The 14,150-nt window shown below is 67.6% G+C and carries 14 protein-coding genes; 5 read left to right on the forward strand and 9 right to left on the reverse strand.

Features of this window, described 5'->3' with window-relative positions; all coding sequences use genetic code 11:
- Window positions 1-126: 126 nt before the first annotated feature.
- Both pknB and ABT114_RS05930 read left to right on the forward strand, forming a co-directional pair.
- Window positions 127-2,127 carry a Stk1 family PASTA domain-containing Ser/Thr kinase gene (pknB, locus tag ABT114_RS05925; RefSeq protein WP_351139021.1) on the forward strand — a complete coding sequence of 667 codons (2,001 nt, stop codon included), beginning with the start codon at window positions 127-129 and terminating at the stop codon, window positions 2,125-2,127.
- A 204-nt stretch (window positions 2,128-2,331) separates the two neighbouring features.
- Complete coding sequence (locus ABT114_RS05930) at window positions 2,332-3,363, forward strand: restriction endonuclease (RefSeq protein ID WP_351139023.1); 1,032 nt, start codon at window positions 2,332-2,334, stop codon at window positions 3,361-3,363.
- A 102-nt stretch (window positions 3,364-3,465) separates the two neighbouring features.
- Here the strand turns inward: ABT114_RS05930 and ABT114_RS05935 are convergent, their stop codons facing one another.
- Genes ABT114_RS05935 through ABT114_RS05960 form a run of 6 tightly spaced genes read right to left on the reverse strand, consistent with a single transcriptional unit; the run spans window position 3,466 to window position 7,609 of the window.
- The gene (locus tag ABT114_RS05935) at window positions 3,466-4,215 is read right to left on the reverse strand and encodes a class E sortase (RefSeq protein ID WP_351139025.1); all 750 of its coding nucleotides are present in this window, start codon (window positions 4,213-4,215) and stop codon (window positions 3,466-3,468) included.
- 14 nt (window positions 4,216-4,229) lie between these two features.
- Window positions 4,230-5,303, reverse strand: a complete 1,074-nt coding sequence (locus ABT114_RS05940) for a class E sortase (protein WP_502987832.1) — start codon at window positions 5,301-5,303, stop codon at window positions 4,230-4,232.
- Entirely contained in the window at window positions 5,222-5,860 is a 639-nt protein-coding gene (locus ABT114_RS05945) for an aminodeoxychorismate/anthranilate synthase component II (RefSeq protein WP_351139029.1), read from the reverse strand. The genes ABT114_RS05940 and ABT114_RS05945 overlap by 82 nt, the downstream gene beginning before the upstream one ends.
- Entirely contained in the window at window positions 5,857-6,054 is a 198-nt protein-coding gene (locus ABT114_RS05950) for a hypothetical protein (RefSeq protein WP_351139031.1), read from the reverse strand. The genes ABT114_RS05945 and ABT114_RS05950 overlap by 4 nt, the downstream gene beginning before the upstream one ends.
- A gap of 16 nt (window positions 6,055-6,070) precedes the next feature.
- Window positions 6,071-6,790 (reverse strand): class E sortase, encoded by a 720-nt coding sequence (locus tag ABT114_RS05955; protein ID WP_351139033.1) that lies wholly within the window; start codon window positions 6,788-6,790, stop codon window positions 6,071-6,073.
- 39 nt (window positions 6,791-6,829) lie between these two features.
- Window positions 6,830-7,609 carry a DUF881 domain-containing protein gene (locus ABT114_RS05960; protein ID WP_351139035.1) on the reverse strand — a complete coding sequence of 260 codons (780 nt, stop codon included), beginning with the start codon at window positions 7,607-7,609 and terminating at the stop codon, window positions 6,830-6,832.
- 141 nt (window positions 7,610-7,750) lie between these two features.
- On the opposite strand from ABT114_RS05960, the gene crgA reads away from it, so the two are divergent.
- Window positions 7,751-8,005 carry a cell division protein CrgA gene (gene crgA / locus ABT114_RS05965; protein WP_351139037.1) on the forward strand — a complete coding sequence of 85 codons (255 nt, stop codon included), beginning with the start codon at window positions 7,751-7,753 and terminating at the stop codon, window positions 8,003-8,005.
- A 255-nt stretch (window positions 8,006-8,260) separates the two neighbouring features.
- On the opposite strand, the gene ABT114_RS05970 is transcribed toward crgA, so the two are convergent.
- Both ABT114_RS05970 and ABT114_RS05975 read right to left on the reverse strand, forming a co-directional pair.
- On the reverse strand, window positions 8,261-9,115 hold the full coding sequence (locus ABT114_RS05970; RefSeq protein ID WP_351139039.1) for a rhomboid family intramembrane serine protease: 855 nt from the start codon (window positions 9,113-9,115) through the stop codon (window positions 8,261-8,263).
- A gap of 103 nt (window positions 9,116-9,218) precedes the next feature.
- Entirely contained in the window at window positions 9,219-9,752 is a 534-nt protein-coding gene (locus ABT114_RS05975) for a peptidylprolyl isomerase (RefSeq protein ID WP_351139041.1), read from the reverse strand.
- Between the two features lie 364 nt (window positions 9,753-10,116).
- Between ABT114_RS05975 and ABT114_RS05980 the strand changes: the two genes are divergently transcribed.
- Window positions 10,117-10,833, forward strand: a complete 717-nt coding sequence (locus ABT114_RS05980; RefSeq protein ID WP_351139043.1) for a DUF5324 family protein — start codon at window positions 10,117-10,119, stop codon at window positions 10,831-10,833.
- Window positions 10,834-10,923: 90 nt separating this feature from the next.
- Here ABT114_RS05980 and leuA read toward each other — a convergent pair whose 3' ends face one another.
- A complete protein-coding gene (gene leuA / locus ABT114_RS05985; RefSeq protein WP_351139045.1) occupies window positions 10,924-12,678 on the reverse strand; it encodes a 2-isopropylmalate synthase in 1,755 nt (584 codons plus the stop codon).
- Window positions 12,679-12,890: 212 nt separating this feature from the next.
- On the opposite strand from leuA, the gene ABT114_RS05990 reads away from it, so the two are divergent.
- Window positions 12,891-14,099, forward strand: coding sequence for an MFS transporter (locus tag ABT114_RS05990; RefSeq protein WP_351139047.1), 1,209 nt, complete (start codon window positions 12,891-12,893; stop codon window positions 14,097-14,099).
- Window positions 14,100-14,150: the final 51 nt, after the last annotated feature.

The following is a 14,150-nucleotide window of genomic DNA, read 5'->3' on the forward strand; positions in this document are numbered from 1 at the left end:
TCCTGTATCGGGTTACGGGCTTGGCCAGGTCACACAGAGCGATCCGGGTACGGTATGCCCGGACGGCAGCCTCCGGCCCGCACGAACGTGCGGGCCGGGACCGACGGAGAGGGCTGGTAGGTAGCTATGGAAGAGCCGCGTCGCCTAGGCGGCCGGTACGAGCTGGGCCATGTGCTCGGCCGTGGTGGCATGGCTGAGGTCTACCTCGCGCACGACACCCGCCTCGGCCGCACCGTGGCGGTGAAGACGCTGCGCGTGGACCTCGCGCGCGACCCTTCCTTCCAGGCCCGGTTCCGCCGGGAGGCCCAGTCGGCCGCCTCGCTCAACCATCCCGCGATCGTGGCGGTCTACGACACGGGCGAGGACTACATCGACGGGGTCTCGATCCCGTACATCGTCATGGAGTACGTCGACGGCTCCACGCTCCGTGAGCTGCTCCACTCCGGCCGCAAGCTGCTGCCGGAGCGGACGCTGGAGATGACCATCGGCATCCTCCAGGGCCTGGAGTACGCCCACCGCAGCGGCATCGTGCACCGTGACATCAAGCCGGCGAACGTCATGCTGACGCGCAACGGCCAGGTCAAGGTGATGGACTTCGGCATCGCCCGCGCCATGGGCGACTCCGGCATGACGATGACGCAGACCGCGGCAGTCATCGGCACAGCCCAGTACCTCTCGCCGGAGCAGGCCAAGGGCGAGCAGGTCGACGCCCGCTCCGACCTGTACTCGACCGGCTGTCTGCTGTACGAGCTACTGACGGTCCGCCCGCCCTTCGTGGGCGACTCCCCGGTCGCGGTCGCCTACCAGCACGTACGGGAAGAGCCGCAGTCCCCGAGCGTCTTCGACCCCGAGATCACGCCCGAGATGGACGCCATCGTCCTCAAGGCACTGGTCAAGGACCCCAACTACCGCTACCAGTCGGCCGACGAGATGCGCGCCGACATCGAGGCCTGCCTCGACGGCCAGCCGGTCGCGGCCACGGCTGCGATGAGCTCCGTGGGCTACGGCGGCTACCCGGACGACCAGCCGACGACCGCCCTGCGCGCGGACGCCGGCGCCACGACCATGCTGCCGCCCATGAACCCGGACGACGGCGGTTACGGCTACGGCGACGACCGCCCCGACCGACGCCGCCAGAAGAAGTCGAACACCTCGACGATACTGCTGGTGGTCGCGGCCGTCCTGGTCCTCGTGGGCGCGATCCTGATCGGGAAGTGGGCGTTCGGCGGCGGGGGCGCGGGCAGCGACAAGGTGTCGGTGCCCAACCTCATCGGCTCGACCCAAGCCGATGCCAAGAGCCTGTTGACCAACAGCAGCCTTGAGGTGGGAACGGTCACGCAGAAGCCCTGCGAAGACCAGCCCAAGGGCAACGTCTGCGACCAGGATCCTGATTTCAAGACCGAGGTCCAGAAAAACTCCACCGTCAACCTGGTCGTCTCGACCGGGGCGCCGAAGGTGGCGGTGCCGAGCGTCGTCGGCCAGAGCCTCGACGACGCCAAGACCACCCTTGAGGCCGACAAGTACCAGTTCACCGTCAAGACGACGGAAAAGGTGTCCTCCGAGGCGGTGGGCACCGTCCTCGAGCAGGATCCCGAGCTCGGCGCGGAAGTCGAGAAGGGCTCCACGATCACCCTCACCATCGCCAAGGCCGAGGAGAAGTCCACCGTCCCCGACGTCTCGAACCAGACCTGTGACGCGGCCAAGGCGCAGATGACGGCGAACAACCTGACCGGCAACTGCACCGAGGTGGAGACCGACGACCCGAACCTGGTCGGCAAGGTCATCGCGACCACGCCGGAGAAGGGTCAGCAGGTCGACAAGGGCTCCACAGTCCAGATCCAGATCGGCAAGGCGAAGAGCCAGGTCCAGGTCCCGAGCATCACGGGCCAGACCCTGAAGGTGGCCAAGCAGATGCTCGAGCAGGTGGGCCTCCAGCTCGGCAACGTCACCAACTCGACTGACGGCAACGCCATCGTCTTCAGCTCCGACCCGACCCCGGGCAGCACGGTCGACTCGGGCACGTCGGTCAACGTGGTCACCGTGGACCAGGGCAACAACAACGGCAACAACGGCGGCACCAACGTCTTCGGCGGCACCACCGGCACCTCACTACGCACGGAGGACTGACACCTACGGGTCCTACGACTGAGCCCCGGCGCCCTCCTCAGGGCGCCGGGGCTCAGTCATGTCCGGCCTCTCCCGACTTCCCCGAAAGCCCGTTTCCCTATCGGTCGTGTCTTCCCATGCGACAACTCGTTGGATCGGATGGGGTGGGGACTCGGAACGCTCTGCCCTGGCCGTACGGCCACACCAAGAACGGAGGGGCAGAACATGATCAACGAATCCGTGCTGCTGGAGTCGAAGAGCCTGCGCGACAGCGTGCTGGAACAAACAGACGTGCTCGACAGAGTGAAGGCGCTGTCGCTGCTGCCGGACGGGATGCATGTAACGACGGCGATGATCGCGGCTTACTTCGAGGTTGGCCTCGAAGCCATCAAGTCGCTCGTCAAGGACCACAGGAGCGAACTGGAAACCAACGGCTACCGTCTGCTGACGGGCGAGGAACTGAGGTCCTTCAAGGACCTCAGTGGGATCCAATCCCATACTCGCTCACTCGCGATCTACTCCCGCCGAGCCATCCTCAACGTCGCCATGCTGCTTCGGGACAGCGAAGTCGCACGACAGGTCCGGGTCTACCTCCTGGACGCGGAGTACACGGCCCGCACACAGCCTGTGGAAAACTCCGCCCGTCTCGACGCTACAGCCCTCGACGACCGCATCGACCAACGCATCACCCACATCCTCGGCCAGACCGTCGTCCCCATGTTCAACGCGCTGATCGAAACGTCAGGCGAGCAACGAAGGGAGCTGATCGCTCTCCGGGCAGGCGTCCAGAGCATCGAAAGGCGGCTCCAGCAACATCACGCCCGGCTGCAGAGGCTCGAAAGCCCACGAGAGAACCGCCCCCTCGCCGGCGTCATGGCTTCCATGGACGCCATGAACGGCCGCGAGTTCGAGGAACACATCGCCGCCCTCCTGCGCCGCGACGGCTGCACCAATGTCGTCGTGCAAGGCGGCGGCAGGGATCGAGGCATCGACATCACGGCGCTCACGGTCGACGGACGGCGCCTGGTCGCCCAGTGCAAAAGGTTCGCGCCCCACCTCTCCATCACCAGCCCTGAGCTCCAGAAGTTCGTGGGGGCGGCCAAGGTTCTGCACACCTCGGAAGTGGCCCTCTTCGTGGCCACATGCCCCTTCACCCGTGATGCCCTGAACATCGCGACCGAGAGCGGCATCGCCGCCGTACACCGGGGGCTGCTGGAGGAATGGAGCGCCGGAGCAACGCTGAAGATCCTGGAGTGACCGTCACGTAGGACAAAAGAGGCCCGAAGCCGCAAGGGATAGTTGCGGCTTCGGGCCTTCGTCATCCTAGGTGGCTGAGAGCCTTGGAGGACCTCAACCAGATCAACGTAGTTCCTTCGGCGGCGTCCGGTCGCTGTCCACCTTCTCGACCCGCTCCAGCTCGCCCCACACCACGTACCGGTACCGGCTCGTGTACACCGGCGTGCACGTCGTCAGCGTGATGTAGTGGCCCGCCTTCTTCTTTCCCGACTCCTCGGGGACGGACCCGAGGACCTTGACGTTGTACTTCGAGGTCTCGGGGAGGACGGCGTAGACCTTGTAGATGTACCACTTGTCCTTGGTCTCGAAGACGATCGGGTCGCCCTTCCTGACCTTGTCGATGTTGTGGAACTTCGCGCCGTGGCCGTCACGGTGGGCGGCGAGGGAGAAGTTGCCCTCCTTGCCGGTCGTGGGCAGCGTGGCCTTGACCGGGTCGACGTAGTAGCCGGCGACGCCGTCGTTGAGGACGTTCGTGGAGGTGCCCTTCTCGACCAGGACCTCGCCGTTCTTCATCGCGGGCACGTGCAGGAAGCCGATGCCCTTCTTGGTGTCGAGCGCGCCGGGGCCGGTGTCCTCGGTGGCCCAGCTGTCGCGGACCTTGTCGGCCTGCTTGTGCGCCGTGCGATCGGCGACGACGTTCGTCCACCACAGCGAGTAGACGACGAACAGGCCGAGCACGAGGCCCGTCGTGATGAGCAGTTCGCCGAAGACACTGACCGCCAGGGCGATCCGGCCCTGGCCGCGGCGGCGCGGCGCGGACACGGACTCGGGCGCGTCGGTGTGCTCTTCGGTCTCGTCGGCGGTCGCTGCCACTGTTTCATCTGCCCTTAACTGACGAGTGCATCCGGCTTGCCCTTGCTGCGTGGCCGTTCCTCGACCATCTTGCCCCAGACGATCAGCCGGTACTTGCTGGTGAACTCCGGCGTGCACGTCGTCAGGGTGATGTACCGGCCGGGCCCGGTGAAGCCCGACCCGGTGGGGACGGGCTTGATGACACTGGTGTTGCTCGGCGCGGTCACCGGCAGCATCGACGTCATCTTGTAGACGTAGTAGGTGTTCTGCGTCTCGACGACGACCTCGTCACCCGCCCGGAGCCGGTTGATGTACCGGAACGGCTCCCCGTGCGTGTTGCGGTGGCCCGCGAGCGCGAAGTTGCCCGTCTTGGCATCGGGCATCGCCGTCTTGAGGGCGCCCTCGCTGTAGTGCCCGACCATGCCCTTGTCGAGCACCTTCTTGTTGCTGACGCCCTCCGCGATCGGCGCCACCACGTCCAGCTTCGGAATATGCAGGATGGCGAAGCCCTGCCCCGGCGAGAAGGTGCCCGGTGCGCGCTTCCCGCTCGCCCAGTCCTGCTGGAGGCTGCTCGCCTCCTTGCCCGCCTGCGCGTGCGCCCGCACGTTCGTCCACCACAGCTGGTAGGTGACGAACAGCAGCATCAGCACGCCCGTCGTGATGAACACCTCGCCTATCGCCCGGCTGGCGACCACGGCCGGCCCCGGCCTGCGCGCCCGCGCCTGCCGCCGCGCCTCGACCCGGGAGAGGGGCGCGCGCGGCACGCTCCCCTCCGACGGCGTCTCCGTCTCCGGCGCGCCGCCGCCATGACGCCCGCCATGACGCCCGCCACGGCGCTTGGCGGCCCTTCTGCGGGCCGCACGACCGCCCGGGGTGGCTGGAGTGGCAGACGAGGCTGCTGAGGCCGCAAAAGCCGATACGGCCGCACCGACACCCCTGGCCGACGGATCGGGCATCCGCAGCGCGACGGTCTCCTCGTCGATGGGGGGTTCGTACGACGGTTCGTCGTACCAGTCCCCGAGCGCGGTCACGCCGTGGCCCTGCCCACCACCGGGGCGAGCCCCGCCGACCTCGCCACGGCACCCGCGTAGCCGCACTCGACCAGCCAGTTGGCCAGCATCCGGTGGCCGTGCTCGGTCAGCACCGACTCGGGGTGGAACTGCACGCCCTCGACGAGAAGTTCACGGTGGCGCAGGCCCATGATGATGCCGTCGTGCGTCCGGGCCGTGACCTCCAGCTCGGCCGGAACGGTCTCCGGCTCGGCGGCCAGCGAGTGGTAGCGCGTCGCCGTGAAGGGAGACGGCAGGCCGGCGAAGACGCCCTTGCCCCCGTGCTCGACCAGCGAGGTCTTGCCGTGCAGCAGCTCCGGCGCGCGATCCACGACACCGCCGTACGCCACCTGCATGGACTGCATGCCCAGGCAGACCCCGAAGACGGGGACGCCGGTCGCGGCGCAGTGGCGGACCATCTCGATGCAGATCCCGGCCTCCTCGGGCGTACCCGGGCCCGGCGACAGCAGCACACCGTCGAAACCGTCCTGGGCGTGCGCGGTCGACACCTCGTCGTTGCGCAGGACCTCGCACTCGGCGCCCAGCTGGTACAGGTACTGGACCAGGTTGAAGACGAAGCTGTCGTAGTTGTCGACGACGAGAATGCGCGCGCTCACTGGTTGTCCACCGTCACATCGTTGAAGGGCAGCAGTGGTTCGGCCCACGGGAAGACGTACTGGAAGAGGACGTAGACCACGGCCAGGACGAGCACGATCGAGATCAGCGCCCTCACCCACGCGTTTCCCGGCAGATGCCGCCAGATCCAGCCGTACATGCCGTCCCTTCCGTCGCACCACGGCACCAGACTCACGCCGTACAGCACCAGACTAACGGCGCAGCGCCTCGGGTTTGCCTGCCTCCACAGGCTGTGTGGAGTCCAGGTGCGCCCAGACGATCAGCCGGTGACTGTGGCCCCACTCGGGATCGCACGTGGTCAACGTCAGATAGCGGCCGGCACGCGTGTACCCCGACTTACGTGGCACAGGGTCGATCACCTCAACGTCCGTGGGTACGGTTTTGTAGGGCCCTTTGTCGATCCGATACGTGAACCAGGTCGTCCCGTCCGTCAACACCACCGCGTCCCCGCGGCGCAGCTCGGGAAAGTCCTTGAACGGATCGCCGTACGTGCGCCGGTGACCGGCCACGGAGAAGTTGCCCGTCTGCCCCAGCTGCGTGGTGCCCGCGTAGTGACCCAGGCCCTTCTTCAGGGTGCCGGTGGCGGTGCCCTCGAGGACCGGCTTGTTCCACGTGAAACCAAGCCGCGGGATGTACATGATCGCGAAGGGCCTGCCGCTCTTGTACGGCGCCGGGGCCGGGGCCGGGGCCGATGAGGCGCTCGGCGCCGGCGTCGGCGCGGATGAAGCGCTCGGCGTCGCCGTCGGCCGGACGCTGCCCTTCGACCACTGCTGCTGTAACTGGTCGATCTGGTCGTCCATGACGTGGTCGGCCTTCACACCGGTCCAGAACAGCACGTAGCCGACGAAGAGCACGATCAGTGTTCCGACGGTGATGCAGATCTCACTGACGGTCCTGACGATCACACGCACCGACACAGGGCCCCCCGGCGGCTGCTACTCCACGTGCTTCTACTCCACAGGCTTCGCGTAGTGCAGATCCACTGTGCCCGAGTAGCCGGGCAGAGTCACCGTGCCGTCCTCGGTGACTTTCCAGCCGAGGCCGTAGACGTTGACGTACACCATGTAGTTCTGGATCGCCGGGGCGTCCGCGAGCGCCTTCTGCAGTTTCTCCGGATCACCGACCGCCGTGATCTTGTACGGCGGGGAGTAGACGCGGCCCTGGAGGATCAGGGTGTTGCCCACGCAGCGCACGGCGCTGGTGGAGATCAGCCGCTGGTCCATGACCTTGATGCCCTTGGCGCCGCCCTGCCAGAGGGCGTTCACCACGGCCTGAAGGTCCTGCTGGTGGATGACCAGGTAGTCGGGCTGCGGCTCGGGATAGCCGGGGAGCTTGGCGGTCGCGTTGGCCGGGGCGTCGTTGAGGGTGACCGTGATCGCATCGCCCTTGAGCTTCCGCGTGCCTGCCCTCTTCTCCAGCGCCGCCACCTTCTTGTCCTCCGCCTTCGTGCTGCCGTCGTCGCCTTCGGCGAGGGACTCGACGTCGTCGCGCAGGGTCGCGTTGGACTCGTCGAGCTCACCGTTCTTGCGGCTGCGTTCCTGGATGAGGTCGGAAAGCTTCAGCAGCGAGGTGTCTGTGCGGATATTGGTGCCCTTGGCCGTATTGAAGCTGGTGAAGAAAATGAGCCCCGCGAGAGCGAAGACGGCCACCGTCAGCACGCGCACGGGCCGGAAACCGCCCCGGCGCTCAGGACTGGATCCGGTCCCGGGGGAGTCGGCAGAATTGCTCAACGTACCCTTATCTCCTTCGGCGCCGCGGAAGCACTACGCTAACGGACGCCCGGGGGAGTGCTAAGTGTCCCCTTGTACGCTGCCCCGAGCCAGCCACAGTTCCCTGCGCGGCCACGCAGCGCATCGACAGGAGAGACCCTCGTGCCGAAGTCACGTATCCGCAAGAAGGCCGACTACACGCCGCCCGCGGCGAAGCAGGCGACCGCCATCAAGCTCAACAGCCGTGCCTGGGTCGCGCCGGTCATGCTGGCCATGTTCCTCATCGGCCTCGCCTGGATCGTCGTCTTCTACGTGACCGACGGCTCCCTGCCCATCGACAAGCTGGACAACTGGAACATCGTGGTTGGATTCGGCTTCATCGCGGCGGGATTCGGCGTCTCCACCCAGTGGAAATAGGGCCCCACAAGGCTCTGCCCAGGGCTCTGCCCAGGGCTATCCGCTGAGTTATCCACAGCTTGTCCACATGGGGAAAAAGAACGACGATCTGTGGATAACCCATCGGGGGTTGACGTCGGTATGACGGGATCCCCGACACCCGAAAATCTGTTCGCCCCCTGCCTGACCTGTAGAAACGCGGGTCAGTGACAGGGGGCACAGCTGTTCCCGCACGGTGTGCACAAGATCCGGTACGCGCTGTGGACAACCGTGCGCTCAGGTGAGCTGGAACGTCCTCAGCAGCGTTATCCCCACGACCACGACGAGCACCAGGGCACAGGTGCCGTACTGCACCAGGGTGCGGCGCTCGCGCGGGGCGTGAACCATGGCGTAGCCGACGACGACACCGGCGACGAGGCCGCCGATGTGCGCCTGCCAGGCGATGTTGGCCCAGCTGAAGGTGAAGATGAGGTTGATCACCAACAGGGCGATCACGGGGCGCATGTCGTAGTTGAGCCTGCGCATGAGCACGGCCGTGGCGCCGAAGAGACCGAAGATCGCGCCGGAGGCGCCGAGCGAGGGCGTAGTGGGCGCGGCGAGCAGATACGTGAGCGCGCTGCCGGCCAGCCCGGACACGAAGTAGAGGGCGAGATAACGGGCGCGGCCGAGGGCCGCTTCCAGGGGGCCGCCGATCCACCACAGGCTGAGCATGTTGAACAGGATGTGGATGTAGCTGCCGTGCAGGAACATCGCGGTGAGCAGCCGGTACCACTGGCCCTGGGCATAGGCATCGCCGATGAGCTCGAAGCGCACAGTGAAGCGGTCGCCGACGGAGAGCTGGACCAGGAAGAGGGCGAGGTTGACGCCGACCAGCAGCTTGGTCATCAGCCGTGGGTCGGCGGCGACGGTGCCGCCCGCGATGGTGCGGGGCCGGGAGGCGGCCGCGGGCGCGCTGCCGTTGGCCTCGCGGACGCAGTCGGGGCACTGGAAGCCGACGGAGGCGCTGATCATGCACTCCGGGCAGATCGGGCGCTCGCAGCGGGTGCAGCGGATACCGGTCTCACGGTCGGGGTGCCGGTAGCAACCGGGCAGGCTTTGGGCGTCCCGCTGACTGCCTTGAGCCTGGTTCATGACATCCCCTAGGTCGTCGTATGCGTCGTCGTATGCAATGCATTGCCCCGCCCATCCTTACGGACGAGCGGGGCAATAGGTTCCCTGCCAAGACGTGTCGGCGTCAGCCCTGGCGGGTCTCGACGACGACCGACTCGATGACGACCTCGTTGAGCGGGCGGTCGGTGCGCGGGTTGGTCTGGGTCGACGCGATGGAGTCGATGACCTTCTGGCTCGCCGCGTCGTTGACCTCACCGAAGATGGTGTGCTTGCGGTTCAGCCAGGCCGTCGGGGAGACGGTGATGAAGAACTGCGAGCCGTTGGTCCCCGGGCCGGCGTTGGCCATGGCCAGCAGGTAGGGCTTCGAGAACTGCAGGTCCGGGTGGAACTCGTCCTCGAACTGGTAACCCGGACCACCGGTGCCGTTACCCAGCGGGTCACCGCCCTGGATCATGAATCCGCTGATCACCCTGTGGAAGACCGTGCCGTCGTAGAGCTTGTCCGTGGACTTCTTGCCGGTTTCGGGGTTGGTCCACTCACGCTCGCCCTGGGCGAGCTCGACGAAGTTCTTGACCGTCTTGGGGGCGTGGTCCGGGAAGAGCCGGACCTCGATGTCGCCATGATTGGTCTTCAGGGTGGCGTAGAGCTGCTCGGCCACGATCTGCCTTCCGTTGTCTTCCTGTGACCCCCTGATCCTCGCACGGTCCAGGCAGTGCGTCGCCCGAGGACCGCTTCCGAGCGGATATCCGTGGCTCCCGCTTGCGGAAATCCGGACCAGTACTCCCCGGGGCGTGGGCGCTCGGCGGCGATCCGTGGCATTGTCGACGACAAGCTCCTGTTCCCCCGCATTCATCCGTTATTGCACTCGATCAGTTGATGAGACGCTCTTGATCGGAGATGGTCCGGAGTCATCTCCCATGACCCGGATGCCCGCCCTCGCGTGCCCCGATGTCTGTTGGCGGGCATGATCCGTAAAAGGGTGGAAAGTCGAAATACCGTACGCCACCGAGGAGGAGGAACCCGTGACCCGCATCGACAGCGTGCGCGCCGCGACCGGAACGGCGAAGGACAGCGTGCTGCACGCCGCGGAAGTGGTGGCGCCCTACGCCGACACGGCCAAGGAAAAGGCCGCGTACTACGCATCCGAGGCCCGCGTACGGCTCGCGCCCAAGGTGTCTCAGGCCGCGGATCAGGCCCGCGTCCAGTACGACGCCTATCTGGCACCACGTCTGGAACAGGCCCGCTCACAGGCCCGCTCGCATGTGCCGCCGAAGGTCGACCAGGCCGCCCACGAGGCCGCGGTCCGTACCCGTGAGGCTGCCCGGCAGGCCGCCGACTACTCCCGCCCGAAGATCGAGCAGGCGGTGGCGGTGGCTGGGCCCGTCAAGGACGAGGCCGCCTCGCGCGGTGTCGCCGTGCTGGCCGCGCTGCGCGGCCAGGTGACGCCGCAGGAGATCCAGAAGCTGGCCCGCAAGCACGAGCGGCGGGCGAAGGCCGGCCGGTGCGTGAAGGTGCTGGCTGTCCTGGGTGTCCTGGCGGGCGGTGCCTTCGCCGCGTGGAGGTGGTGGGACAAGCAGGCCAACCCGGACTGGCTGGTCGAGCCGCCGGCCGCGACGGAGGTGCCGGAGTCGAATCGGCTGTCTTCGGTGGACGGCAGCCCCGACCAGTCCGCACTCGACCCCGAGGTGCAGGCCAAGGAGGCCGACGAGGAGTCCGCGGACCGCGAGGACCGCGACTGACACCGGACGAACCGCATGACCGAGGGGCGGAAGACCTGGTGGTCTTCCGCCCCTCGGCCCAGGCCCCGGCCCGCGGGCCCTGCGTCTTGCTCAGCCCGCCCGGTTCACCGCCGCGACCACGGCACGCACCGATGCGGTCAGTACCGAGGTGTCCTGCCCTGCGCCCCACCACAGGGTGTCGCCGATGCGGCATTGGACGTAGGCGATGGCGGGGCTGTCCGGGCCGGTGGTGGTGGAGTGTTCCGTGTAGCCGCGGATGTCGACCTCGATGCCGGCCTGGGCGAGGGCCGCGGTGAAGGCGGAGAGCGGGCCGTTGCCCAAGCCTTCGTACGTGGTGGGGGCCGCGCCGTCGTCCGAGAGGGTGCACGTCACTCGGTGCTTGTCGGTGGCGATCTCCTCCGTGGTGAGGGAGGTGACGGTGATCCTGCCCCGGGTGCCGGGCTCCAGGTAGGTGGTGCGGAAGTGGTCCCACAACTGCTGCGGGGAGAACTCCGTGCCGGAGGCGTCGGTTGCCCGCTGCACGATCGCGGAGAAGTCGGCGCGCATGGTCTGCGGCAGGTCAAGGCCGTAGTTGGTGTGCAGGAGGTGGGCGATACCGCCCTTGCCGGACTGGGAGTTGACACGGATGACGGCCTCGTAGGTGCGGCCGACGTCCTTGGGGTCGATCGGCAGGTACGGCACCTCCCACAGGTCGTCGGTGCGCTCGGCGTGGTGGGCGAGGCCCTTGCTGATGGCGTCCTGGTGGGTGCCGGAGAAGGCGGTGTAGACGAGGTCCCCGCCGTAGGGGTGGCGCGGGTGGACCGGCAGCTTGATGCACTCGCTGACGGTCTCGCGGACCGTGTCGATGTCCGAGAAGTCGATCATCGGGTCGACGCCCTGGGCGTGCAGGTTGAGGGCGAGGGTGACCAGGTCGACGTTGCCGGTGCGCTCGCCGTTGCCGAAGAGACAGCCCTCGACGCGCTGCGCACCGGCCAGGACCGCGAGTTCGGCGCAGGCGACGCCGGTGCCGCGGTCGTTGTGCGGGTGGACGGAGAGGATGACGGATTCGCGGCGGTCCAGGTTGCGGTGGGCGTACTCGATCTGGTCCGCGTAGATGTTGGGGGTGGCGACCTCCACCGTGGCCGGCAGGTTGTGGACCACCGGGCGGTCCGGCGAGGCGTCCCAGAGTTCGGTGACGCTGTTGCAGATCTCCAGGATGAAGTCCGGCTCGGTGAGGATGAACACCTCGGGGGAGAACTCGAACCGGATGTCGGCCCCCGGGCGGGCCGCCGCCAGCCGGTCCATCTGCGTGGCGGATTCGTGGATGAGGCTCAGTATTTCGGCGCGGCTGCGGTGGAGTACGACGTCGCGCCAGGTGGGGGCGGTCGGCGTGTAGAGGTGCACCAGGGCGTGCGGCAGGCCCTCGATGGCCTCGAAGGTGCGGTCGATCAGATCCGGCTTGGCCGGGGTGAAGACGGAGACCGTCACATCGTCGGGGACCGCGCCGCTGGTCGCGAGGTGGCGTACGAAGTCGAAGTCGGTCTGGCTGGCTGACGGGTAGGCGACCTCGATCTCCTTGAAGCCCATGGCGACCAGGAGGTCGAACATGCGCCGCTTGCGGACCGTGTCCATGGGCTCAGCAAGGGACTGGTTACCGTCGCGCAGATCGACCGGGACCCACAACGGGGCACGTTCCAGGCGGGCTTCGGGCCAGCGGCGGCCGGTCAGCGGCAGGTCCACGCGGTCATGTACGGAACGGTAGCGGTGGCTGGGCATGGCGCTGGAACGCTGGCGGTTCCAGTGCGGGGCGTCGGCCGGCACGGGGCCCTGTGGAGTGCTCAGTGTAGGGAAATCGTTGGATTCCATGGGGAGTTCTTCCTTCTCCGAATCGGGGCGCGGCCAGCTGGTTCAGCAGGTTAGACAGCAGATCGGTGGCGGGTACAAAAAGATGCCCGGCATCCGTCAAGTTGCCGGGTGGGAGAGCCCGGAGCGCTGTTAACGTGCCTGGTCTGGAGGCCGGCGCCGCTCCCGCCCCGATCCATTTCCCTTCACTTTCCGTACAGCTCAAGGGATTTCCCATGCCTATCAAGAAGGCTCAACTTGCCTTTCTCACCAGCACTCACACGGTCAATGACCTCTATCAGGGTGCGGTTCCCGCGCTCCTTCCGTATCTCATGGTTCAGCGCGGTTACAGCTATACGGCGATATCCGGCATCGCCCTTGCGGTGACCGGTCTTTCCACCGCGTTCCAGCCGCTGTTCGGGCTGCTCGCCGACCGCAGGCCCCGCGGCTGGCTGGTGCCTGTGGGCTTCCTCACGGCGGGGGCCGGGGTCTCCGCCGTGGGGCTGGTGCACGGCTATGTGCTGACCTGGCTGTGCGTGGCCCTCGCGGGGGTGGGGCTCGCCGCCTTCCATCCGCCGGCGACCAGTGAGGCGCGGGTGGCGGCAGGACGGTCCCAGAAGGGGATGAGCGTGTTCTCCGTGGGCGGCACGTTCGGCGCCTCGCTCGCTCCCGCCCTGGTCACGGTGGTGGTCGGGTCGATGGGGCTGTCCGGTACGCCATTGCTGATCATGCCCGCCGTGGTGATGGCCGTGCTGTGGGTTCTGCGCCGTCTGCGGTCCCGGCGTACGGAGACGGCGGCGGCCGCTGGGGTGCAGGCCGTAGTTGCTCATGTACCGGACGAATGGCGGTCGTTCGGCCGTCTGGTGGCCGTGGTCGTCGGCTGGTCGGTGCCCTATGTGAGCATCACGGCGCTGGTGTCCCTGCATGCGCAGCGCACGCTGCACGCCGGTTCCGGGGCGGGGGCGGCCGTGCTGACGTCGTTCACGGCGGCCGGTGCGGTGGGCACGCTGGCGGGCGGCTGGGTGGCGGACCGGTGGGGGCGGCTGCGGGCCGTGCGGGCCGGATATCTGCTGGGCATCCTCGCCCTGGCCGGGGTGTTGTGGTCGCCGTCGTTCGCGGTGCTGGAAGTGTGCACGCTGCTCTGCGGGGTCACCATGTTCCTGCCGTTCGCGCCCCAAGTGACCCTGGCTCAGGACTATTTGCCGAACCGTCCGGGCACGGCCAGCGGTCTCACCCTCGGCCTCGCCATGTCGGTGGGCGGTCTTACGTCGCCGCTGTTCGGTGTGCTCGCGGACGCCCAGGGGCTGCGGGCGGTGTTCGCCGCCGCGCTCGCCGTGTTCGTGCTGGCCGCGTGTCTGGCGTTCCGGCTTCCGGATCGGCGGCCGGTGGCGGAGAGTGCCGCCGCTGAACCGGCCGACGGGGAGCCGGCCAGGACCGGCGCATAGGAGGCGACAGACAGGAATCCGGGCTGGGCTGCCGTACCGACCTCACTGGTA

It is taken from the genome of Streptomyces sp. NPDC002088, from assembly GCF_040296605.1.
In the GTDB taxonomy this organism is placed as follows: domain Bacteria; phylum Actinomycetota; class Actinomycetes; order Streptomycetales; family Streptomycetaceae; genus Streptomyces.